Origin of the sequence: Rhodoferax sp. (assembly GCF_018063565.1) — a bacterium.
Lineage (GTDB): Bacteria > Pseudomonadota > Gammaproteobacteria > Burkholderiales > Burkholderiaceae_C > Rhodoferax.
The window spans coordinates 12523-34935 of the sequence record NZ_JAGPBB010000012.1; the positions used below are offsets into that span (position 1 = coordinate 12523).

General features: G+C 60.7%; 21 protein-coding genes and 1 other RNA gene. 11 read left to right on the top strand and 11 right to left on the bottom strand.

Annotated elements, in window-relative coordinates; genetic code table 11:
- Nucleotides 1-129 precede the first annotated feature (129 nt).
- Together KBF66_RS04650 and KBF66_RS04655 are read right to left on the bottom strand one after the other, a co-directional pair.
- The gene (locus KBF66_RS04650) at nucleotides 130-444 is read right to left on the bottom strand and encodes a DUF167 domain-containing protein (protein WP_296653016.1); all 315 of its coding nucleotides are present in this window, start codon (nucleotides 442-444) and stop codon (nucleotides 130-132) included.
- Nucleotides 441-1292 carry an alanyl-tRNA editing protein gene (locus tag KBF66_RS04655; protein ID WP_296653019.1) on the bottom strand — a complete coding sequence of 284 codons (852 nt, stop codon included), beginning with the start codon at nucleotides 1290-1292 and terminating at the stop codon, nucleotides 441-443. Before KBF66_RS04655 ends, KBF66_RS04650 begins: the two co-directional genes overlap by 4 nt.
- An 83-nt stretch (nucleotides 1293-1375) precedes the next feature.
- Between KBF66_RS04655 and KBF66_RS04660 the strand changes: the two genes are divergently transcribed.
- From KBF66_RS04660 to KBF66_RS04680, 5 genes are all read left to right on the top strand, one after another.
- Complete coding sequence (locus KBF66_RS04660; protein ID WP_296653021.1) at nucleotides 1376-1723, top strand: zinc ribbon domain-containing protein YjdM; 348 nt, start codon at nucleotides 1376-1378, stop codon at nucleotides 1721-1723.
- Nucleotides 1724-1755: 32 nt separating this feature from the next.
- On the top strand, nucleotides 1756-2598 hold the full coding sequence (locus tag KBF66_RS04665) for a creatininase family protein (protein ID WP_296653024.1): 843 nt from the start codon (nucleotides 1756-1758) through the stop codon (nucleotides 2596-2598).
- 26 nt (nucleotides 2599-2624) lie between these two features.
- Nucleotides 2625-3518, top strand: a complete 894-nt coding sequence (locus tag KBF66_RS04670; RefSeq protein ID WP_296653028.1) for a DMT family transporter — start codon at nucleotides 2625-2627, stop codon at nucleotides 3516-3518.
- 167 nt (nucleotides 3519-3685) lie between these two features.
- Complete coding sequence (gene phaP, locus KBF66_RS04675) at nucleotides 3686-4231, top strand: TIGR01841 family phasin (protein ID WP_296653032.1); 546 nt, start codon at nucleotides 3686-3688, stop codon at nucleotides 4229-4231.
- A gap of 492 nt (nucleotides 4232-4723) precedes the next feature.
- The gene (locus KBF66_RS04680; protein WP_296653035.1) at nucleotides 4724-7204 is read left to right on the top strand and encodes a methyl-accepting chemotaxis protein; all 2481 of its coding nucleotides are present in this window, start codon (nucleotides 4724-4726) and stop codon (nucleotides 7202-7204) included.
- A 141-nt stretch (nucleotides 7205-7345) separates the two neighbouring features.
- Here the strand turns inward: KBF66_RS04680 and KBF66_RS04685 are convergent, their stop codons facing one another.
- From KBF66_RS04685 to KBF66_RS04705, 5 genes are all read right to left on the bottom strand, one after another.
- Nucleotides 7346-8254, bottom strand: a complete 909-nt coding sequence (locus tag KBF66_RS04685; RefSeq protein WP_296653038.1) for a PhzF family phenazine biosynthesis protein — start codon at nucleotides 8252-8254, stop codon at nucleotides 7346-7348.
- Between the two features lie 4 nt (nucleotides 8255-8258).
- A complete protein-coding gene (locus KBF66_RS04690) occupies nucleotides 8259-9524 on the bottom strand; it encodes a PLP-dependent aminotransferase family protein (protein WP_296653041.1) in 1266 nt (421 codons plus the stop codon).
- Nucleotides 9521-10471 (bottom strand): DMT family transporter, encoded by a 951-nt coding sequence (locus KBF66_RS04695; RefSeq protein WP_296653044.1) that lies wholly within the window; start codon nucleotides 10469-10471, stop codon nucleotides 9521-9523. Before KBF66_RS04695 ends, KBF66_RS04690 begins: the two co-directional genes overlap by 4 nt.
- Nucleotides 10468-11163, bottom strand: coding sequence for an aspartate/glutamate racemase family protein (locus tag KBF66_RS04700; RefSeq protein WP_296653045.1), 696 nt, complete (start codon nucleotides 11161-11163; stop codon nucleotides 10468-10470). The genes KBF66_RS04695 and KBF66_RS04700 overlap by 4 nt, the downstream gene beginning before the upstream one ends.
- A gap of 64 nt (nucleotides 11164-11227) precedes the next feature.
- Nucleotides 11228-11839: a LysE family translocator gene (locus tag KBF66_RS04705; RefSeq protein WP_296653048.1), complete on the bottom strand. Its 612-nt coding sequence runs from the start codon at nucleotides 11837-11839 to the stop codon at nucleotides 11228-11230.
- Between the two features lie 280 nt (nucleotides 11840-12119).
- On the opposite strand from KBF66_RS04705, the gene KBF66_RS04710 reads away from it, so the two are divergent.
- Nucleotides 12120-13562, top strand: coding sequence for a PLP-dependent aminotransferase family protein (locus KBF66_RS04710; RefSeq protein ID WP_296653051.1), 1443 nt, complete (start codon nucleotides 12120-12122; stop codon nucleotides 13560-13562).
- Between the two features lie 21 nt (nucleotides 13563-13583).
- Here KBF66_RS04710 and KBF66_RS04715 read toward each other — a convergent pair whose 3' ends face one another.
- Nucleotides 13584-15374 carry an FAD-dependent protein gene (locus KBF66_RS04715; RefSeq protein WP_296653054.1) on the bottom strand — a complete coding sequence of 597 codons (1791 nt, stop codon included), beginning with the start codon at nucleotides 15372-15374 and terminating at the stop codon, nucleotides 13584-13586.
- Nucleotides 15375-15463: 89 nt separating this feature from the next.
- Between KBF66_RS04715 and KBF66_RS04720 the strand changes: the two genes are divergently transcribed.
- Both KBF66_RS04720 and KBF66_RS04725 read left to right on the top strand, forming a co-directional pair.
- Nucleotides 15464-16216: a DNA alkylation repair protein gene (locus KBF66_RS04720; protein ID WP_296653056.1), complete on the top strand. Its 753-nt coding sequence runs from the start codon at nucleotides 15464-15466 to the stop codon at nucleotides 16214-16216.
- A gap of 208 nt (nucleotides 16217-16424) precedes the next feature.
- Nucleotides 16425-18014 (top strand): methyl-accepting chemotaxis protein, encoded by a 1590-nt coding sequence (locus tag KBF66_RS04725; protein ID WP_296653059.1) that lies wholly within the window; start codon nucleotides 16425-16427, stop codon nucleotides 18012-18014.
- A gap of 16 nt (nucleotides 18015-18030) precedes the next feature.
- On the opposite strand, the gene cysK is transcribed toward KBF66_RS04725, so the two are convergent.
- Nucleotides 18031-18948 carry a cysteine synthase A gene (cysK, locus tag KBF66_RS04730; RefSeq protein ID WP_296653062.1) on the bottom strand — a complete coding sequence of 306 codons (918 nt, stop codon included), beginning with the start codon at nucleotides 18946-18948 and terminating at the stop codon, nucleotides 18031-18033.
- 72 nt (nucleotides 18949-19020) lie between these two features.
- On the opposite strand from cysK, the gene rnpB reads away from it, so the two are divergent.
- An RNA gene (rnpB, locus tag KBF66_RS04735) (RNase P RNA component class A) lies at nucleotides 19021-19380 on the top strand.
- A gap of 6 nt (nucleotides 19381-19386) precedes the next feature.
- Here the strand turns inward: rnpB and KBF66_RS04740 are convergent.
- Complete coding sequence (locus KBF66_RS04740) at nucleotides 19387-19911, bottom strand: Rrf2 family transcriptional regulator (RefSeq protein ID WP_296653065.1); 525 nt, start codon at nucleotides 19909-19911, stop codon at nucleotides 19387-19389.
- 138 nt (nucleotides 19912-20049) lie between these two features.
- On the opposite strand from KBF66_RS04740, the gene nhaR reads away from it, so the two are divergent.
- Both nhaR and ddpX read left to right on the top strand, forming a co-directional pair.
- Nucleotides 20050-20946: a transcriptional activator NhaR gene (gene nhaR, locus KBF66_RS04745; protein WP_296653067.1), complete on the top strand. Its 897-nt coding sequence runs from the start codon at nucleotides 20050-20052 to the stop codon at nucleotides 20944-20946.
- 20 nt (nucleotides 20947-20966) lie between these two features.
- Entirely contained in the window at nucleotides 20967-21539 is a 573-nt protein-coding gene (gene ddpX / locus KBF66_RS04750; protein WP_296653070.1) for a D-alanyl-D-alanine dipeptidase, read from the top strand.
- A gap of 16 nt (nucleotides 21540-21555) precedes the next feature.
- Here the strand turns inward: ddpX and KBF66_RS04755 are convergent, their stop codons facing one another.
- Entirely contained in the window at nucleotides 21556-22269 is a 714-nt protein-coding gene (locus tag KBF66_RS04755) for an RNA pseudouridine synthase (RefSeq protein WP_296653072.1), read from the bottom strand.
- Between the last annotated feature and the right edge of the window lie 144 nt (nucleotides 22270-22413).

Genomic DNA, 22413 nt, shown 5'->3' on the forward strand with positions numbered 1-22413 from the left:
TAAGGGGCACGCGCTGGATGGCGCTCTGGCCAGGGCCGGGGTGGACTCGTGCCACCGCGTTTAAGTTCCGCCAACCGGAGGTGCTGTCATCGGGTCGCTGGGCATACCCGCCGTCAGGGCAGAGCGGCATCATGCCTGAAAAACCGACGGCAGCTTGCCGGGGGCCTTGATGCGCAGCTGTTTATTGACGTTTTCCTGGCCAAACACCACCGTGATGTCCGATACCCGTACACCAAACAGCGGTGCCAGAAAACGGACCATGTGGTCAGTGGCCTTGCCGTGTTCAGGCGCGGCGGTCACGCTGACCTTGAGCTGGGTGCCCTTGGGTTTGCCAATGGCGTCCTTGCTGGCGCCGGGTTTGCCCAGGATGTTGAGCACCAGCACGTCGCCGTCCCAGGCAAAGAAGCTATCGCCCGTGAGGTTTCTGATGGGGCCGCGGCTCATGGGATGGATGGTGCAAAACCCAGCACCACGCGACGCGTCATGGCAGATTTTTTCTCGATCTTGGTGACGACGACCTGGCCAATTTCAGCGGTGTTGGCCACATGGGTGCCGCCGCAAGGCTGCAGGTCGATCAGGGTGTCGCTGCCAATGCGGATGGTGCGGATCTGGCCGCTGCCGCGCGGCGGTTGTACCGACATGCTTTTGACCAGCGCCGGGTTGGCATCGAGTTCGGCATCGGTGATCCGACCGACCGCGACAGGAAGCGCGGCTTGCACCAACCCGGCGATGGCCGCACTCAGGCGGTCTTTGTCCAGCGCCTCAGTCATGTTGAAGTCCAGTCGGGCGTAGTCGGGTGTGATCGAGCAGCCGTTCACCAACTGCGGCACGATGTGGCACAGCAAATGGGTCGCCGTGTGAAAACGCATCATGCGGTGTCGGCGTGCCCAGTCGATGCGCGCCATCACGGGGGTACCAGCGGTCAGATGCGGGCCGGCAGTTTGGTCCTGAATCAATAGCTGTTGCAGCACGTCGTTATTGGGCTGGTGGCATATTTCATTGCTGAAACTGCCGTCCTCGGCCTTGCCCTTGCGGGTGTCCACAATGCTGATCTGCGACCCATCGGGCAGCAGCAGCACGCCACTGTCACCGGCCTGGCCGCCACCCAAAGGGTAAAACACGGTTCGGTCCAGCACGATGCCCTGTGGCGTGATGGCGGTGACGATGGCACTGCACTCGGGCAGGTAAGCGTCCTGGCGGAATAAGTCTTGTGTCATGCTGAGCATTTTCGCAGTTTGGTGTCCGGGTCGGGTGTCATCGGCTTGCGATGCCCGGTATTCGATAATATGCAATGCAAGCCTCGCGCCCGGAGTGTCCCGTGCTTGCGTACTCGCCTGGCCCCAGGCTCGACCCTGTTATGGATGACGCCAATCTCATGTCCAACTTGCCCGCCTGTCCCCAATGCACGCTCGAAAACACCTACCCCGATGGCGACAATTTTGTCTGCCCCGACTGCGGGTTTGAGTGGCCGCGGGTCGCAGTGGGCGACGAGGTTGATGCAGCGGGTGGCCCGGTGGTCGACGCCAATGGCAACACCTTGGTCAGTGGAGACACGGTGATCCTGATCAAAGACCTGAAGGTCAAGGGGTCGTCCATCGTGCTGAAGAAAGGCACCAAGATCAAGGGCATCCGTCTGCCTGAGGGTGCGGGTGACCATGAGGTGGATTGCAAGACCGATCAGGGTGCCTTCATGCTCAAAGCCGAATTCATGAAAAAAGCCTGAGCCCATCCCTGTTTTTGTCACTGCTGACTGCCATGTCCACACCTTCACGTTTCTGGGCCGACCTCGGCACCCACGACTTTGCCGCCTTGCAGGCCAGTGGTGCGATGGCGCGCACCATTGCGGTGTTGCCGGTCGGTGCCACCGAACAACACGGCCCGCACCTGCCGCTGCGGGTGGATACGGCACTGGTCGATGGTGTGATTGCGGCGGCGCAGTCCCACCTGGCCGACGATTTGAAGGTGCTTTTCTTGCCGACCCAAGCGGTTGGGTTGAGTCCGGAGCACGCGCGTTTTCCAGGCACCCTGACGCTGAAGAACGAGACCATTCTGCGACTCTGGACCGACCTGGCGGAGTCGGTTGTGGCCAGCGGGGTCCAGAAGCTGCTGATCTTCAACGCCCATGGCGGCAACGTCAGCGTGATGGACCTGGTGGCGCGTGACCTGCGTGCCCGTCTGGGAATGCTGGTCTACAGCGCCAGTTGGTTCAATCTGCCACTGATCGATGCGCAAGGGCAAGATTTGAGTGCCCAGTTCGGCGCGCCGGAGCAGCGTTTTGGCATTCACGGTGGCGCTTTGGAGACCTCGATGATGCTGGCGCTGGAGCCGAACCAGGTGGTGATGCAGCGGGCGCAGAGCTTTGGTTCAAGCGCCCAGTTGCGGGCGGCGCGATTCGACATTTTGGGCAATGGCAAAAGCGCCAAGCTGGCCTGGCAAATGCAGGACTACAACCCGGCGGGTGCGGTTGGCAATGCGGCTGCAGCCACTGCGGGCGCTGGCCAGGCCTTGCTGGACGCAGCGGGTCGGGCGCTGGCGCAGCTGCTGGCCGAGATGGATCAGCTGCCTGCCGACACGCTGCGCGGCGAGCTGGCGCAGTAGGCGGCCGCTTGGTTCAGACCGATCCGATGCTCAGTTACGATTTGTTTGCGCTGGGGGCAGCCGCCTGTTGGGCACTGGGCAGCGTGACCTCGGTCACCCCGGCGCGTCATCTGGGGGCGTTTGCCTTTACCCGTTGGCGCATGGCGATGGTGGCGTTGATGCTGTGGACGGTGGTGGCTGTGACCGGGCATTGGCGTGGCTTCGAACCCAGCTACTGGGGGGTGATGGCCATCAGCGGCCTGATTGGCATCTTCGTCGGTGACACGGCACTGTTTGCCGCCATGAATCGCCTGGGGCCGCGCCGTGCCGGGGTGCTGTTTGCCACCCATGCGGCGTTCAGCGCTGCGCTGGGTTTTGTCGTATTGGGTGAACGCATGAGTTTGCAGGCCTTTGCCGGTGCCGTGCTGACCCTGGTGGGCGTGATGACCGCGATTGTGCTGGGCCGCCACAAGGACGAAACCCATGCCTGGGAGGCAGATCGTGGCCACGTCGGGCTGGGTGTGGCGCTGGCTTTGCTGGCGGCCTTGTGCCAGGCGGTGGGTTCGCTGGTGGCCAAACCGGTGATGGCCTTGCAGGTTGATCCGGTGATGGCCTCCGCTGTGCGGGTGACGGTGGCCACCTGCGCCCACTTTGTGCTGTTGGCGGTTGGTTTTGGGGCTGCGCGGGCACAGCAGCCAGCCACGGCCCGGGTGCTGGCGCAAACCGCGCTCAACGGCTTCATCGCCATGGGCATCGGCATGACGCTGGTGTTGCTGGCGCTGGAAAAGGGTGACGTGGGGATGGTGGCCATCCTGTCGTCAGTGTCGCCCATACTGGTGTTGCCCCTGTTGTGGTTGCAACTGGGGCGTGCCCCGGCACCCGGTGCGTGGGTAGGCGCCATTCAGACCGTGCTGGGTACCGGGCTGATCCTGTGGCGCTGAGATGGGTCCAAACAAGTACTTAGAGTTGCCGCTCTAAGAAAATGTTGCATTGCAACAAAAAGTGCTTGCATGGGCACGGGTTATCCCTATAATTCGTTCCATGCTGCACTGCAACATAAATTGCAAAGCAGTTGACCCAACCCGCAACCTACCTGAAAGTAACCACCATGTTCATGACCGCCGACCAATTCGCCACCTCCAACAAAGCCAACCTGGAAACCATCAAGGGTTTGTCGACCAAGACCTTCGCCGGGTTCGAGAAGATGGCTGAACTCAACCTCGCCGCTGCCAAAGCGCTGATGACCGAGTCCTATGAGCACGCCCAGTCCCTGCTGGCAGCCAAAGACGCCCAACAAGTGATCGCCCTGCAAACCGGCCTGGTCGCCCCCATGGCCGAGAAGGCAGCGGCCTACGGTCGCCATGTGTATGGCATCGCTGTTGAAACCAGCGCCGAGTTCACCAAAGTGCTCGAAGGCAAGGCCGTTGAAGGTCAAAAGGCTTTCAACCAAGCCATGGACAGCATGACCAAGAATGCCCCCGCGGGCACCGAGTCGGCTGTGGCGGTGCTCAAGAGCGCCCTGGCTTCGAGCCAAAGCGCCATTGAATCCGCTCAGAGCGCTGCCAAGCAAGCCCTGGCCATGGCCGAGAGCAATGTCTCTGCCGTGACCGAGCAAGCCCTGAGCGCTGCCGCTGCCGTCAGCAAGAAGGCCTAAACCCCCTCGACATCACCTCGTGATGCAAAAAAAAGCACCTTCGGGTGCTTTTTTTTATTCCTTTTCCTGGGTCTTGCCACGCTGTTGGCCCGGCGATCTCTTGAAGTCCAATGCTTGCATGGACTTGGATCATTTTCAATTGACAGCTTTAGGCCTGAGAGGAGCCGGTCGCTGAAGCAGATTGGCGTTCTCAACCCGACCCGTTGCTGTCGTAGCGATCGCCCAAGTCGACGCCCATTGGCCGACTGGGTGCCTCAAGGTCAGCAAGGTGGCCGCCTGCCGACACAGGACGAACCAGAAAGGAACTCTGCTGAATCAAATGAAGAAATCTTGATCCACAGCAAAACCCAAATGTTACTAAACCAAAAAAATATACCGCTTTGCCCTTAAAACTAAATGAATGCCCGTCGCATCATTGTCGGCAACCCTGAATGAGGATTGGGCATCTCACTCGTAGGTCATTTGTACATTCATTCGCGAAGTCGCAGTCTCATGAACAACCTTTCACTCAAACTCAAACTGTTCCTTTTAGCGCTCGTGGCCACTGTGTCGTTGGCGACCATCATCGTCGTCGGGTTGGGCGCGCAATCGCAATTGGTCCAGGCATCCAGCGAAATTGGTGCTGTGCGCTTGCCATCTATCGTCGGATTGGCCAAGATGAATGTGAGCCTGGCGGAGTTGCGCTCTATCAACCGTCATGTCGCGTTTTACGAACTCGACTACAAGAGCCAAACGGGGTTTGTAAATGACCTGGCTGCCCGCACTCAAGCCTGGAGAGGATATCAAGAAGGCCTGAAGATTTATGAGCCCCTTCCACAAACCAAAGAGGAAGCAGCGTTGTGGGGAGACTTTCTCAAAGAATTTGAGGCAGCAAAGGCCGCAGATGCCAAGTTTGAGGAGGTTGTTGTTTCGTTAAGCCAAAACACGGTTGAAAAACGCCAAGTGGAACTTTTCAAGGACTACTACCGCCTCATGGAAAGTATTGATCCGCTTTATGAGAAGACGGATGCGATTCTGGAAAAAATCGTCAAGCTCAACGAAGATGTGGGTAATTCGGAGGTGGTGACGGCAACCAGCACGGCCGCTCAAGCCAAGGTACTGCTGCTCGGAAGTGGGGCTGCAGCGGTTGTCATCCTCCTGTTGGCATGCATTTGGATCGCCAAGAGCATTTTCAATCAGCTCGGTGCAGAGCCGTCATTGGTCGTTAACGTAGCCAGCCAGATTGCAGCGGGAGATCTGAGTTACACCTATCGGCTTAAAGCCGGCGACACGACAAGTCTGCTGGCGTCTGCCAAGCGGATCAGTGACTCAGTTAAGGCGCTGGTTCACGACGTGCATCACCTGTCCGATGAAGCCGTGCAAGGCAACTTGGCAACCCGTGCAGACCCGAGCGTGCATCGCGGCGACTACCGCACGTTGGTCGAAGGCGTCAATGGCACACTGGACGCGGTGATCGGCCCGTTAAACGTCGCTGCGGGATATATTGACCGTATTTCCAAGGGAGACATTCCACCACCCATTGTGGAGGTCTACAAGGGCGACTTCAACGTCCTGAAAACAAACCTGAACAAAGCGATCGAGGCGGTCAATGCCTTGGTTGGAGATGCAAGCAAGCTTGTTGAGGCGGCCGTGAACGGACAACTATCCACACGCGCTGACGTCAGCCAACACCAGGGAGATTTTCGTCAAATCATTCAGGGCGTCAACGATACGCTTGACGCCGTGATTGGCCCTCTGAACGTGGCCGCAACCTGTGTCGATCGCATTGCCAAAGGTGATATCCCGGCACCTATTACTGAGAATTATCGCGGTGACATCAATACGCTGAAAGACAACCTCAATCAGGCCATAGCCGCTGTCAATCTGATGGCCTCCGACGCGACCACATTGTCGGCCGCCGCGGTAGAAGGCCGGCTGGAAACACGCGCAGACGCACAAAGACATCAAGGTGATTTCCGCAAGATTATTCAGGGTGTGAACGACACGCTGGATGCCATTGTGAGTCCGGTGCAGGAAGTTCAGGGCGTATTGGTCGGGATGGAAAACGGAGATTTGACTCAGTCCGTGAATGGCGTGTATCGCGGTGATTTCGCGCAACTCAAAAATGCGGTGAACAACACGGTGAAAAAGCTCTTGGACACTGTCTCTGAAGTTCGAGGGGCCGCAGACGCCCTCACCGGCGCCGCCAATCAGGTCAGTGCCACTGCACAATCGTTATCTCAGGCCGCCAGTGAACAAGCGGCAAGCGTTGAGGAAAGTACGTCGTCCATCGATGCCATGTCGGCGTCGATCAGTCAAAACAGTGAAAATGCCAAAGTGACCAACGCGATGGCCAGCAAAACCTCTACTGAAGCCGTCGATGGTGGTCACGCCGTCAATCAGACCGTGGTGGCCATGAAGCAGATAGCGGCCAAGATCGGCATTGTGGATGACATTGCATACCAGACCAATCTGCTGGCGTTGAACGCTGCCATTGAGGCTGCACGAGCTGGTGAGCATGGCAAGGGGTTTGCCGTAGTGGCTGCAGAGGTACGCAAACTCGCCGAGCGCAGCCAGGAAGCTGCCAAAGAGATTGGGGAACTCGCTGGCAACAGCGTGACCACCGCCGAGCGCGCCGGCAAACTTCTCGACGAAATCGTGCCAAGCATCCAGAAAACCAGCGAGCTGGTGCAAGAAATTGCAGCGGCCAGCAGCGAACAAAGCGAATCGGTCACCCAAATTGGTGGGGCCATGGGACAGCTGAGCAAGGCCACTCAGCAAAACGCCAGTGCCAGCGAAGAACTGGCAGCCACCAGCGAAGAACTCTCGGGGCAAGCCGAGCAATTGCAGCAAAGCATTGCGTTCTTCAACACCGGTGAGAGTGCATCAAAGGTGCGCAGTAGGCACGAACCCCCTGCGATCGAGCGTCGGGCTTCGGCACCCAGGCTAACCACAAATGCAGTGCGAAAAGGTTCGAATTTTCGGCCCTATTGAGCACTCTAACGCCTCAACGAAAGATCCGTATCTCAGCGAATAGGCAAACCGAGAGTCCGAGCCGCATTCGAGCCCAACCAATCAGGATCTGACTGATCAATTCAATAGGGATGTCAGTCGCTGAAGCAGATTGGTGACCGGTTACAGCGTAACGCCACCGCTGACACACGTCACCACTTCCCCACCGATCCAGATCTGGCCGTCATTGCCGCGCTGCACAAAGACTTGCCCGTGACGCTGCAGGCGTGAGCCCTGGGTGGCGACGTAGCGCGGCGGCAACCAGGCGTCAGCCACCAGCCATTGCGCCAGACTGGCATTCAGACTGCCAGTGACCGGGTCCTCATTGACCCCCACTGCCGCAGCAAAGGCACGTACCTGCAAGCCTGATGCACCATCATTCTGATCAGGATTTGCTGCTAAGCTTGTAGCTTCTGAGGACCTTTGGATATGGGCTACCCCTACTTTTATGCCCAAGTTCCTGAGTTCAGGGTGATTGGGGTCAAGCGCCAGAAGAACTTCGGCGCTGTCAATAAGCAGCCCCAGCCACACCGGCCCATTGTCAAGCCACTGACTGGCCACAATGTGTCGGGCATCCAGGTCAAGGGCGAGCGCCACCTGCGCCACGGTGGCCGGGTCGGGCGAGCGACGCGTGAGCGGCGGTGCGGCAAAGGCCAGGCGTGGGCCATCACGCCGAAGGCGCACCAGGCCGACACCACACTCTTGCAGCAGTTCACTGGTGTCCGGGAGATCGGTTAGCCCGTCCAGACCCTGCGCCTCTAACCAGGCGTGGCAGCTGCCCAAAGTCGGGTGGCCGGCAAACGGCAGCTCAGCGCCGGGTGTGAAGATGCGTACCCGGTAATGCGCGCCCTGTGCCGCCGCCGCTGGTGTGGGCGGCAGCAAAAACACGGTTTCCGACAGGTTGGTCCAGTGAGCAAAGTGCTGCATCTGCTCGGTGGATAGGTCCGAGCCATCCAGCACCACGGCCAAGGGGTTGCCCAGGTAGGGCGTGGCGGTGAAGACGTCGACTTGCTTGAATGGACGTGTTTTCATGGCATCAGGCCGTCAATGTGGTGGCATAAACATTCAGCGCAGCGGCCAAGGCCGCGACGCCTCGATGAATTTCCTCCACGCTGGGCGTCACAAAACTCAGCCGCAATGTGCGCGCATCGCCATGGTCGGCATAAAACGGTGCACCGGGCACAAAGGCCACGCCCTGCTCCACCGCAAACGGCAGCAAATCCTGCGCGTCCATGCCCGCAGGCAGGCGCGCCCACAAAAACATGCCACCCGCCGGGGTGTTCCAGGTCAGCCGGGCGTCGGCCTCAGCCGCTGGCATGGCCTCAACATCGGGCGGCATCGCGCCAAAGTGCCGCGCCAGCGCGGCCAGCATGGCATCGCGCTGGGCCTTGTACAACGCACGGATGGTCGGCACATGGCGGTCCAGAAAGCCGTCTTTCATCACCTCGGCAATCATGCGCTGGTTAAAACCCGGGCTGTGCAGGTCCGCGGCCTGCTTGGCTTGTAACAGTTTGGGGTACACCGCCTTGGGTGCCACCAAAAACCCCAGGCGCAGGCCGGGTGCCAGCACTTTGGAAAACGAGCCCAGGTATATGCAGTTGTCGGGGTGGCGTGCCGACAGCGGCGCCGGTGGCGGGGTATCAAACCACAGGTCGCCGTAGGGGTTGTCCTCGATCAGCGGCAGGTTCAGTTCAAACGCCGTGGTACTGAGCGCGGCGCGGCGCGACTCGTCCATGCTGCGCCCGGTCGGGTTCTGAAAATTGGGCAGCACGTACAAAAAACGCGCGCCACTGGCCTTGGCGCGCAAGTCGTCAATGAGTACGCCATGCGCGTCACTGTCCACTGCCACAATGTCAGGCTCCATCGGCACAAACGCTGATACCGCACCCAGGTAGGTGGGTGATTCGACCAGAATCTTGCTGCCGGCATCCACCAGCACCTTGGCCACCAGATCCAGCCCCTGCTGGCTGCCGGTGGTGATCAGTACCTGCGCCGGGTCCACCGCCCAGGGCACACCGGCGGCGCTGCTTTGTTCGCTCAGGGTCTGCGCCACGGCTTCGCGCAACGGGCCAAAGCCTTCGCTGGCGGCGTATTGCAGCGCGCCTTTGGGGTCGTCGGTCAGCACCTTGGCACAGGCTGCCTCGAACTCGGCCACCGGAAAGGTTTTGCTCGATGGCAGGCCACCGGCAAAACTGATGATGCCAGGGCGCTCGGTGACTTTCAGGATTTCGCGAATGACCGACGGGTTCATGCGCGCGGCGCGGCGCGCCAGTTGCCAGGGGGATGCGGGTGGGGTATTCATGGTGTGTTGACCTTTAGCGTGGCGGGTTGAGGTGATGGCGTCGGTTCAATGGTGTGCACCGGCATTTTTCGACCGACAAACACAACCGCAATCACGGCCAGGCCGAAACCCACCGTGAGAAGGTCGAGCCGCTCGCCCAGAATGGGCACGGCAAACAGCATGCTCAAGAACGGTTGCAGTAACTGCACCTGGCTGACACGCACCGTGCCGCCCAGCGCCAGACCGCGGTACCAGGCAAAAAAGCCGAGCCATTGGGAAAACAGCGCCACGTAGACAAAGCCACACCATGCATTGAAACCAATAGCTGCCTGCGGATATTCCATAAGCGCTAGCGGCATATTTAACGGCAAACCCAGAATCAGCGCCCAACAGATCACATGCTCCGCGCGCATGCGCTGCGACAACAATGAGCCCATGCCATAGCCCACGGCCGCGCAGCCCATGGCTGCCAGCAGCAGCGTGTCGGCCCAGCTCAGACTCAGGTTGCCAGCGCCAGAACGCAGCATGGCAAAGCCAATCACCAGCGCCGAGCCCAAGGCCGCACACAGCCAAAACCCGGCCGAGGGTCGCTGACGGTGCAGCCAGGCACCCACTCCGGCCGTGGCCAATGGCAGCACACCCAGCATCACGCTGGCGTGCACGGCTTCCACATGGCGCATGGCAATCGACGAAAACATTGGAAAACCAAATACCACGCCCAGCATCACCACCGCCAGCGCGGGCAGGTTGGCACGCGCGGGCCAGGGTGCGCGAGTGGCCCACAGAAAAACGATGGACAGCAGCGCCGCCACCGTTGCCCGCCCGGTCGAGACAAACAGACCTGAGAGTTGCGGCGCTTGCGGCGTGCCCACCGCCAGGCGGGTGAGCGGCAGTGTCAGCGCAAAAATCACCACGCCCAGCAGCCCCAGCCACAGGCCTTTCTTGACCTCAGGTGACAGGTGTTTCATGGCGTTATCGCCCACAGTGCGCTGCTTTTGGCATGCAGCGCGGTGGTGTCAAACAGCGGCAGGGCGGTGTGTTGTGGCTGCACCAGCATGGCAATCTCGGTGCAGCCCAAGATGATGGCCTGTGCGCCTTGTTGGCGCAGATCGTCGATCACCTGCAGGTAGGCTTGGCGCGAGGTCTCGTTGACCTGACCCAGACACAGCTCTTCATAAATGATCTGGTGTACCAGTTCGCGCCCGCTGGCAGGCGGCGTCAGTACCGTCAGACCGTGGTTTTGTTCCAGGCGGCTGCGGTAAAAGTCCTGCTCCATGGTGAAACGCGTGCCAAGCAGCCCCACGGTGGCGAACCCGGCCTGCTGGATGGCTAGTGCAGTCGGGTCGGCAATATGCAGCAGCGGGATGTCCACGGCGCGCTCAATGGCGCTGGCCACCTTGTGCATGGTGTTGGTGCACAGCACCAGCGCGTCGGCCCCGGCGCTTGCCAGCTTGTGCGCGGCATTGGCCAGCAGCGCGCCAGCGGCGTCCCACTGGTCGGTTCTTTGCAGATGTTCGACCTCTGCGAAATTCACGCTGTACAGAATGATCCTGGCCGAATGCAAACCGCCGAGCTGTTGACGCACCGTCTGGTTGATCAACTGGTAATACGGCACGGTCGATTCCCAACTCATGCCGCCGATCAGGCCTAAGGTTTTCATCTGAATTACTTCGTTAGTCATAGCTGGTCGTGCTTATTTTGTATGGGCTGGAACTTAATTTCTGTCAGAAGGTAGTCATCCATGCTGCAGTGACCACCAGCACCACTGCCATGCTGCGGTTAAACCAGCGCAGACGCCGACCACCATGCTCCGCATCAGCCAGCCAGCGCCGCAGCAGCGTGCCGATCAGCGCATAGGTCAAGTTGCTGCACAGGCCAAACGCCAGCAGGATGGGCAGCACCACGGCAAAGCGGCTCAGCGCGTCCTCGCGCCCGGCCAGCCAGCCCGCCACCACGGTGAGCGCCAGCATCCAGGCCTTGATGTTCAGAAACTGCAGCATCACCCCTTGCCAGAACGTCACCTGCAAACGCCCAGAATCGGCCTGGGCGAGTGTGTTGGCGCGCCAGAGCTTGAGCGCCAGCCACAACAAGTAGCCCACGCCAGTCGCCTGCACCCCCAGTCGCAGCACGGGGACGGCCAGCACCATGGCGCCCACACCCGCTGCGCACAGGCTGAACAGCAGGCCCCAGCCGACAGGTACCGAAAGCACAAACCGTACGGCCCGACGCAGTCCCAAATTGGCTGCCAGGGCGGTCGATAACGTGGTGTTGGGCCCCGGCGTAAAGCTGGTGGCGGTGCACAACACCAGCAATGCGGTGAGTTCAGCGGCGGTCATGGGGTTTGAGTGGGCGGTTCATGGCGTCGAATGTAGCTTGAAAAACAGTACACTAACGATACACTTTGCAAGACATTATGAAAATCTGTATTGATAATGCACATGACACAGATGGCTCGGGCTTTGGGTTCTCCAGCACAACACGGTCGTTGGCACGAGGGAGGACAGGGGTGGATGCCGATTTCTGGTACTCCAGTATGAGGCACCCGCCCTTGTCCTCCCCCGTGCGAGGCGCAGATCCAAAGCCAAACCTGAATCTGCAGCCAAGGCGACCCCGACCATGCTGATCAAAACCCCCACCCGCCCCCTGGCCGAGCAACTTGCTGCCCGCTTGAGTGAGCGCATTCAAACCGGCCTGCTGGCCCCAGGCGCGCGCCTGCCCTCGGTACGGCAATGTGCGCAGCAGCTGGGCGTGAGTCCCAGCACGGTGGTGGCGGCCTATGACCAACTCCTGGCGCAAGGCCTGGTCGACGCCCAGAAAAATCGGGGGTTTTATATAAGAAACAGGCATCCAGCCCAGATTGAAAAAGCGCTGACAGCTACTGAATCAGAAGCAAAACAATCGACTGATACAGCACGGCCGACCTCCCTGCCACACGCCCCCGTCAACGCCACCGCGCTGATTCGTGGCATGTTCCAGGGTGGTAGCAACTTGCCGCAACCCGGCCTGGGTGCTTTTCCGCCAGATTGGCTGGAGACCCCGTTCTTGTCCGCCGCGATCCGGCGCGTGACCACTGGCGCGCAGCTCAACGACTTCTCGCTGCAATACGGCGAGCCTGCCGGCGACTCGGGGCTACGCCAGGCGCTGGCGGCCCGGTTGAGTGCCTTGTCGATCCCGGCCAGCCCGCAGCAGATCATGACCACGGTGGGAGCCACCCATGCGCTTGACATTGTGAGCCGCACGCTGCTGCGCGCCGGTGACTGTGTGATGGTCGAAGAGCCCGGCTGGGCCATTGAATTTGCCCGCCTGGACGCCCTGGGCATGCGCATTTTGCCAGTGCCTCGGGGACCGGACGGACCTGACCTTGCGGTGATGGCGCGTTACTGCGAACTGCACGCACCCAAGCTGTTTGTGAGTGTCAGTGTGTTCCACAACCCGACCGGCTACTGCCTGAGTCCAGGCGCCGCGCACCGCTTGCTGCAACTGGCCAATGCGCACCATTTTCACATTGTTGAAGACGACACCTACAGTCATCTGGCCCCCGACCACGCCACGCGACTGTCGGCGCTGGACGGCTTGCAGCGCACCATTTATGTCAGCGGCTTCTCAAAAATTCTGGCGCCGGGATGGCGCGTGGGTTTCATGGCGGCGCCAGCGGATCTGTTCGAGCGCCTGCTTGACACCAAGTTGCTGGCCACACTGACCACCCCGGCCTTGCTGGAAAAAGCACTGGCCTGGTGCATCGAACAGGGCCAATTGCGCCGCCACGCGCAGCAGGTGCGCAGCCGACTGGACCAGGCACGCGCCCGCAGTGTCAAGCTGGCGCTGGGCGCTGGCTGCCGCTTTGCCGCGCCACCGGCCGGGTTGTTTGGCTGGGTGGATACCGGGGTCGATACCGACGCGCTGGCGCAGCGCATGCTCGATGTGGGCTATTTGCTGGCGCCGGGTTCGCTGTTTCACGCGAACCGTGTACCCGACACGCTGATGCGCATCAACTTCTGCACCACACAGGAGGCAGCGTTTTGGCAGGTGTTGACGGCCGTTCGTGCCGAACTCGCGTGATGGAAATGGCGACCGGGAGGCTCAGCCGATCGCCAGCGCTTCCGCCAGCCGGATGCCATCGACAGCCGCCGACAGGATGCCACCCGCGTAGCCCGCGCCTTCACCGCCCGGGTAAAGCCCAGCGGTGTTGAAGCTTTGAAAGTTCTCGCCGCGCGGCATGCGCAGGGGTGACGAAGTACGGGTTTCCACACCGGTCAATACCGCGTCGGGCAAATCGAACCCCTTGATCTTTTTGCCGAAAGCCGGCAGCGCCTCGCGCAGTGCGGCGATCGCGTAGTCCGGCAGGCTTGTGTGCAGGTCGCCAAGTTTGACCCCCGGCTGGTAAGACGGCTGCACCGTACCCCATCCGCTTGAGGCTTCACCGCGGATGAACTCGCCCACCAACTGCCCTGGGGCTTCATAGTTGCCGCCACCGAGCACAAACGCCCGGGCTTCGAGCTCGCGCTGCAGGCTGATGCCCGACAGCGGATGCACTGCGGCGGGCATGCTTGCTCTTGATCGCATCACTTCCTGCGCATAGTCAGCGCCCGCTACCGGTCCGAAAGCTTCAATAAACGCAGGTGCATCCTGCGGATAGTCCCGCGGCTCGATGCCGACCACCAAGCCGGCATTGGCATTGCGCTCGTTGCGTGAATACTGGCTCATGCCGTTGGTCACGACCCGGCCCGGTTCGCTGGTGGCAGCCACCACGGTGCCACCCGGGCACATGCAAAAGCTGTACACCGCGCGTCCATTGCTGGCATGGTGCACGAGTTTGTAGGCAGCAGCACCCAGCAAAGGGTGGCCAGCGTGGCGGCCCCACAGCGCGCGATCGATCAGGCTTTGCGGATGCTCCACCCGAAAACCCACCGAGAACGGCTTGGCCAGCAGCGACACGCCGCGCTCGTGCAGCATGGCAAAGGTGTCGCGCGCGCTGTGTCCCAGTGCCAGAATGACCTGGTCGGCGCGCAGGGTCTCGGTTTGCCCGGTGGCCTGGTTCAGCACCCTCAACCCACGCACCTGCCGCGTGCCCGAGGTGGTTTCGATGTGCAGGTCGACCACGCGCTGCCCAAAGCGCACCTCGCCACCCAGCGCGATGATCTGTGCGCGCAGGTTCTCCACGACCCGCACCAGTTTGAAGGTGCCAATGTGCGGGTGCGCCTCGACCAGAATCTCGGGTGGCGCACCGGCATTGACAAATTCTTCCATCACTTTGCGCCCCAGATGACGCGGGTCCTTGATCTGGCTCCACAGCTTGCCGTCAGAGAATGTGCCTGCGCCGCCTTCGCCAAACTGCACGTTGCTCTCGGGGTTGAGCACATGTTTGCGCCACAGGCCCCAGGTGTCTTTGGTGCGCTCACGTACCGGTTTGCCGCGCTCGAGCACGATGGGTTTGAAGCCCATCTGCGCCAACACCAGTGCCGCAAAAATGCCGCAAGGGCCAAAACCCACCACGACTGGACGCAAAGCCAGGTTGGCCGGGGCATGGGCCACCAGCCGGTAAGCCATGTCGGGCGTGGCAAGTATGTGGGGGTGATCGGGAAAGCGCGCCAGCACCGCCGCCTCCTGCGTGGCATCGGCCAGCGCAATGTCGACGATGTAGACGGCGAGTAGCTCGGCTTTGCGCGCATCAAAACTGCGTTTGAAGACGTTCAGTTGCCTGATGTCCTCTGCTGCAACGCCCAGGGTGCTGGCGCAGCGCTGGGTCAGCGCGGCGAGCGGGTGTGGGTCTGGCAACCGATCGGCGTCGGTCTCGCTGGGCGCATCCGCAGCGCGGCGGGTGGCCACTGGCAGCGCAGACAGGGGCAGTTTGAGTTCAGTCAGGCGGATCATGGTGGGCTCGTGGCGATCAAGCAGGGTGCAATGATAATTCGCGGCTCTTACCGCCTGTTTCACGCCTATCCCTTCTTGCGATGAATGACATGAATTCTGTCAACCAAGGTCAGATCGTTTTTCCGGATGCCCAGACTCCGGACCACTCGCAGGCCCAGGCCGCGCTGCAGGCGCTGGCCAATGCAGACAAGGCGGCCTTTTTGGCGGGTTATTTCAAGACCGGCCCGGGCCAATATGGCGAGGGCGACTGTTTTCTGGGTGTGGTCGTGCCTGACGTACGCCAAATGGCCAAGCGCTTCAGGCGCTTAAGCCTGCCAGAGTGCCAGCGGCTGCTGGATTCTCCGCACAATGAAGCCCGTTTGCTGGCGCTGCTGATCCTGGTGGACCACTTTGAGCGCGGTGATTCGCTGATCCGGTCACGTATCTATGACCTCTACCTGACGTGCCGGCATCGGGTCAACAATTGGAACCTGGTGGACAGTTCGGCTCCAGCCATCGTTGGTGGCCATTTGCGCTCGCGTGACCGTGCTGTGCTGGATGACCTGGCGCGCTCGGGCGTGTTGTGGGATCGGCGCATCGCGGTGCTGGCGACCTTGGCGTTTGTGCGTGCGGGGGATTTTGCTGATACCTTGCGTCTGTGCACCTTGTTGCTCAATGAACCGCACGACCTGATTCACAAGGCCTGCGGCTGGATGCTGCGCGAAGTAGGCCATCGCGATGCGGCGGTTCTGACGGATTTTGTGCGCAGCTATCAGACGCAGATGCCGCGCACCATGCTGCGCTACGCGATTGAACGCATGCCACCTGAACGGCGACGGCTGGCCCTCGCTGGAGAATTGTGAGCAAGCCAGCCCCGCAAAAGCGGTAGCTGTTTTACAGGCAAAGGTGCGGTTGGGTCTGTTTTTAGAGTGCCTGATGCTATCAATTACGTAGTATTCTGGCGTTCGATGCTGTCGGCATGACAGACGGGATTGTTTTTGAAAGAGATCGACATGCAGACCGCGTTCATGGCTATGATGCAACTCAGCTTCGGCCTAGCGGACGTGCATCATGCAACTCAACGACCTCAAAATTTCCACCCGACTGGTTTTTGGTTTTGGCATCCTCGGTTTGCTGCTGGCCTTTATGGCGGCAGTGTCGGTTGTCAAGTTCAAGAGCATGAACGCCATGTTTGATGAGGTCATCAATGATCAGGTCCCCAAAATCGCGGTCATCAATGACATCAAGGCTGATGTGACCCTGATCGCCGATGCGTTGCGCAACATGCTCATCATGAGCAACAGTGCCGACATTCGTGCAGAGGGCGAGCGCATCGAGGTGGCGCGCAAGCGCATTGGCGAGCGTTTCGCCAGACTCGATGCCCAACTGGTTTCCAACGATGCCCGTGGGGCGCTGGCTGCGGTGGTGCAGGCGCGCGCCGTTTACGAACCGTTGCAGGCCGAGGCGATGGAGCTGGCCATCGGTGGCCAGACCTTTGAGGCCAAGGCGCTGCTGCTCGACAAGGTGCGCCCGGCGCAAAAGATCTATTTTGATGCGCTGGATCGCCTGCTCAAGCAGCAGGATGCCCTGATGCAGCAATCGGCCAGTGCCACCCAGGCGGCCACCGCCAATATGGTGGTCGTGATCGGGGCAACGGTTGTGGCCGCACTGGCAGCGGGTGTTGTGATGGCGCTGTGGATCATTCGTTCGATCACGGGACCGATCAACCTGGCTGTGGCGGTTTCGCGGGCGGTGGCGGGTGGCGACCTGAGCCTGCAGTTTGACACCCGTGGAAAAAATGAGATTGCCCAACTCCTGCAAGCCCTCAAAGAGATGCAACTGGCCCTGGTCAGCGTGGTGGCCGACGTGCGGGAAGGGGCAGAGGCGGTGGCGCGGGCCAGCGCCGGTATTGCGCAAAGCGACCTTGACCTGTCTTCACGCACCGAAAGCCAGGCGCATTCGCTGCAAGACACCACGTCGTCGATGGAACAACTTGGCGAGCAGGTCAACCTGAATGCGGCCAACGCCAGCAAGGCCAACGCGCTGGCGGTCAGTGCCTCCGAGGTGGCAGCGCGTGGCGGTGCTGCAGTGAGCGAGGTGATTGTCACCATGAAAGGCATCAACGAGTCATCGCACAAGATATCGGACATCATCGCCGTGATTGACGGCATTGCCTTTCAGACCAACATCCTGGCGCTTAACGCGGCGGTTGAAGCTGCGCGTGCAGGTGAGCAGGGTCGTGGCTTTGCGGTGGTGGCCAGCGAAGTGCGCAGCCTGGCGGGCCGATCGGCCGAGGCCGCGCGTGAAATCAAGGGACTCATCAGCGCCAGCGTGCAGCGGGTGGAGCAAGGCACCGTGCTGGTTGACAAGGCAGGTGCCACCATGGCCGAGGTGGTGAGCAGCATTCGCCATGTGACAACCATCATGGCTGAAATCAGCGCGGCCAGCGAGGCGCAAAGCGAGGGCGTGTCTCAACTGGGTGTGGCCATTCAACTGATGGACCAGATGACACAACAAAACGCGCAATTGGTTGATGTCATGTCAGTTGCAGCGGGCAGCTTGCAATCTCAGGCAGACGCATTGGTGAACACGGTTGAAGTGTTCAAACTTGGCCAATCGGTCGGTCGGGGCCAACTGGCGCTGGCTGCCCCTCAGGTGTAGCAGTGGCAAAAAGCGGTCAGCCGGGTAAAAAGCCTTCCACCGAAAAATAGCGCTCGCCGGTGTCGTAGTTAAAGCCCAATACCGTCGCACCAGTTGCAATGTCAGGCAGTTTCTGGGCAATGGCAGCCAGGGTGGCACCACTGGAAATGCCCACCAGCAGGCCTTCTTGTGCGGCGCTGCGTCGGGCGTAGTTCATTGCCGCGTCGCCTTCGACGGTGATCACCCCGTCCAGCAGCTCGGTCTTCAGGTTTTTCGGCACAAAGCCGGCACCGATGCCCTGGATCGGGTGGGGCGCGGCAGTGCCACCGGAAATCACGGGTGAGCCTGCGGGTTCTACGGCAAACACCTGCAGTCGCGGCCATTTCGCCTTGAGGGTGAGTGCCACGCCGCTCAAATGGCCGCCGGTGCCGACCCCGGTGATCAGCACGTCGATACCGTCCGGGAAATCCAGCAAAATTTCACGGGCCGTGGTCAGAGCATGCACTTCCACGTTGGCTGGATTGTCGAATTGTTGTGGCACCCACGAACCGGGCACTGACAGCGAAAGCGCATACGCACGGGTGATGGCGCCTTTCATGCCTTTTTCGCGCGGGGTCAGGTCCACCTTGGCACCGTACGCCAGCATCAGCTTGCGCCGCTCGGCACTCATGTTGTCGGGCATCACCAGGATCAGCTTGTAACCCTTGACCGCCGCCACCAGGGCCAAGCCCACGCCGGTGTTGCCTGAGGTCGGTTCGATGATGGTTCCCCCGGGCCGCAGCACACCCGATCTCTCGGCGGCCTCCACCATGGCAAGCGCGGTGCGGTCCTTGATCGATCCGCCCGGGTTGCTGCGTTCGGATTTCACATAGACCAGATGGGTATTGCCAAACAGGCGGTTGATGCGGATATGCGGCGTGTTGCCAATGGTTTGCAGGACGTTGTCAGCGCGCATAAGACTTCTCGAGTTGGGGTGGTGTATTTTGAACCAAAGTGCCCACCCACTTGACACGATAATGCACTCTGTGAAGCCCGCCAGACTGTCGCTGGTGCAATGGTGGAAACACCGCACTGGAGGAACGTCCGGACTGCATAGGGCAGCGTAGCAGTTAACGGCTGTCCACTGAAAGGCAGGTTCCGCAAGGGGCCGGTTATAAGGTGAGGATCAGAGCAACAGAGACGAGTCGTCCGGCCGGGCAACCGGGCGGACGGGTGAAACGGGCAATCTCTACGCGCAGCAATACCAAGTAGGCCAGCGTTGATGGGGCCCCCAGAGCTGGCGGGTAGGTAGCACCGAGCTGCTGGGTGACCAGCAGCCCAGATTAATGACAGTCACGCCCAGGGAAACCCGGGCGCACAGAATCCGGCTTATCGGTGGGCTTCACACTTTTTATCAGCTGCGCGCCAGCAGCGACTGACCCAGCGCAAACACCGAGTTAGGCGCGGTCGTACGCACCGTTTGCAAGGCCGGTTTTTTGAACACACCGCGATTGGGGGCAGGTTTTTGCTCGATCTTCACGCCCTTCGCCAACTGTTCCAGCACCAACGAGCGCAACGTGACCGACTGCATGAAGTCCAGCACCTTGGCATTCATCGCATCCCACAGGTCTTGCGCCATATCCTGCGCGGGCAGCAGCTCATCAGCCTTGGATTTTTGTGGCGCATCCTCCACCGCAGCGATGATGTCGGCCACCGTGATGGCGTCGGTGCGTTGCCCCAGGGTATAGCCGCCCCCAGGACCACGGGTGCTGGTGACCAGCCCTTCTGAACGCAGGCGGCTGAACATCTGCTCCAGATAGGAGAGTGAAATTTGTTGCCGTGCGGCAATGTCCGACAGTGGTACGGGACCCAGCTTTTCGCGCAGTGCGACGTCGATCATGGCGGTAACGGCGAATCGGCCTTTGGTACTTAAACGCATTTTTGTAACTCCTGTCAATGTCTTCAGTTCAGACACGCCTTGCACTTTAATGGTTCAATCACTTCGTGTAAATTCGAATTATGAACAAATAAGCTTCGATAAATTCGAATAATCAGTCCATCAGATAGGGGCACAACGATGAACTTCAAGCATCTTTACTATTTCTGGGTGACGGCGCGCTCGGGCGGCATCATGCGTGCCGGTGAGCAGTTGCACACTACACCGCAAACCCTGTCCGGACAGATCAAGTTGCTGGAGGACTGGCTGGGGCGCAAGCTGTTTCGCAAAAGTGGTCGCCAGTTGGAGTTGACCGAGCACGGCCGGCTGGCATTGGGTTACGCCGACCAGATCTTCAGTCTGGGGCAGGATCTGGAGACCGCCCTGCGCCAGACCCGCAGCACGCAGCGTCGACTCGACTTTCGGGTTGGTGTGGCCGACTCGGTGTCCAAATCGGTGGCTTATCGCCTGTTGGAGCCAGCCTTCTCCATCGATCAGCCGATCAAGCTGCTGGCCAGCGAAGGCAAGTTTGACGAGTTGCTGGCAGCATTGGCTTTGCACCGGCTGGACCTGGTGATTGCGGATGAGCCCATGCCCCGTCGCGTCAGTGTCAAGGCCTTCAACCATGCGCTGGGCCGCAGTGCCCTGAGTTTCTTCTGTGCGCCCGCTTTGCGATCCTTGATTCAGGGGGAGTTTCCACAGTGCCTGGACGGCGTGCCGATGCTGGTGCCCGGTGCCAGCAGCTCGGTGCGTCGGCAGCTGGAAGACTGGTTTGCCCGTCATCGGCTGGTGCCGATTGTGGTGGGGGAATTTGACGATGCGGCGCTGATGAAAGCGTTCGGCCGTGAAGGACAAGGGGTGTTCATGACGCCCAGTGTGCTCGACGATGAAACCTGCAGACAGTTTGGTGTCGAGGTACTGGGGCGCACCACCGATCTGGTCGAAGAGTTCTATGCGGTGTCGGTCGAGCGGCGTATCACCCACCCGTGTGTGCTGGCCATCACCGACGCCGCGCGCGGGCAACTGTTTGGTGTTTGAGGGCGTCGATAATTCACGCCATGCCGCTTCAGGAAATACAACACCCCGCCGTCGATGTCGACCTGCGTTACGCCACCGTCGATAACTTTACCGGACAACGCATTTATGACCATGCGGCCGCTTTTCTGCACAAGGATGCACTCGATGCGCTGTACCGCGCGGCTGCGCTGGCGCAGGCGCTGGGCTGGCGTTTGTGTGTGCTGGATGCCTATCGCCCTTCGGCCGCGCAATGGCGTTTGTGGGCCACCGTGCCGGATCCGCGGTTTGTTGCCGACCCACGCGTGGGCTCCATGCACACGCGCGGTGTGGCTGTCGACCTGACCCTGTGTGATGCCCAAGGGCTGGTGCTGGACATGGGGACCGCTTTTGACGAGATGACCGAACAGTCGTTTCACGCCCGTACTGACATCTCACGCCAGGCCCAGAGCAACCGCTTGCTGCTGCTGGGCATCATGGTCGCGGCCGGCTGGGAACACCATCCCTGTGAATGGTGGCATTACAACCTGCCCGAGCCAACGCGTTATCCGATCCTGAGTGACCGCGTCGAGGGCACGGCACTGATGGATTTGCCGCCACTCGCACCGGTCGCCTGAACTTGGCACCGCCGCTCTAAAAGCGTTCCTGCGGCAGCAAATAACGCCACATGCCGGCAGGCAGCCCCGCCAGACCCACGCGGCCCAGGCGTTGCAATTTCATGCTCAGAACCTGGAGCCGGTGTTGAGCACACAGGCTCGCCAGCATTCCCGGATGACTGCCTTTGACGGCCCAGCGCAAAACCGTACCGGCGGCATGTGTGCTGCTGATGCTGACTTTGAACGGGATACCCAGGGGCTGGCTGGCGTGGGCAAGTTGCAACAACACGCCAGGCTCGATCGGGCCAGACACTTCGACCAGCCATTCATGTTCGATCAGGGCCGCATCCTCCGTCAGTTTGCGTTGTATGCGCCAGTCCTGCGTGAACACCCACAGGCCGCTGGCGTTGGCTTCGAGCGATTCGGAGGTTTGCAAACCGGACAGATGACGCTGCAGCACCGGCGTCGGCGAGGGGTCCTGAGGCCAGTGGTTCTGTACCCGGATCAAACCACCGGTTGATGCATTCGGCGAGCGAGTTGCAGGGGTCTTGCCCTGGGTGTGCGTGGGTGCGGATCGGTGCAGCAAAATGGTCACGGCTGTGGCGCCGCCCAGCCGGGCCTGTGGGTCAAGTTGCACCTGCTGTTGGGTGATCCGCCGCATCGGTATCTCAACCACCACGCCGTCCACGCGAACCCAGCCACCTTCGATGTATTGCTCAGCTTCGCGGCGCGAACAGCTGGCCAGTCGCATCACACACTTCGACAATCGTTCCCCCGCGCTTGGGCGTTCAGCAGGATCCGATCGACCCGGTTTTGCAGATGGTTTTGGGGTAGGTCGTGCGGCCATGGTCATGGCTGCGATGGTAACGGCAGTGTCGCGCCGGTTTATTGGTAC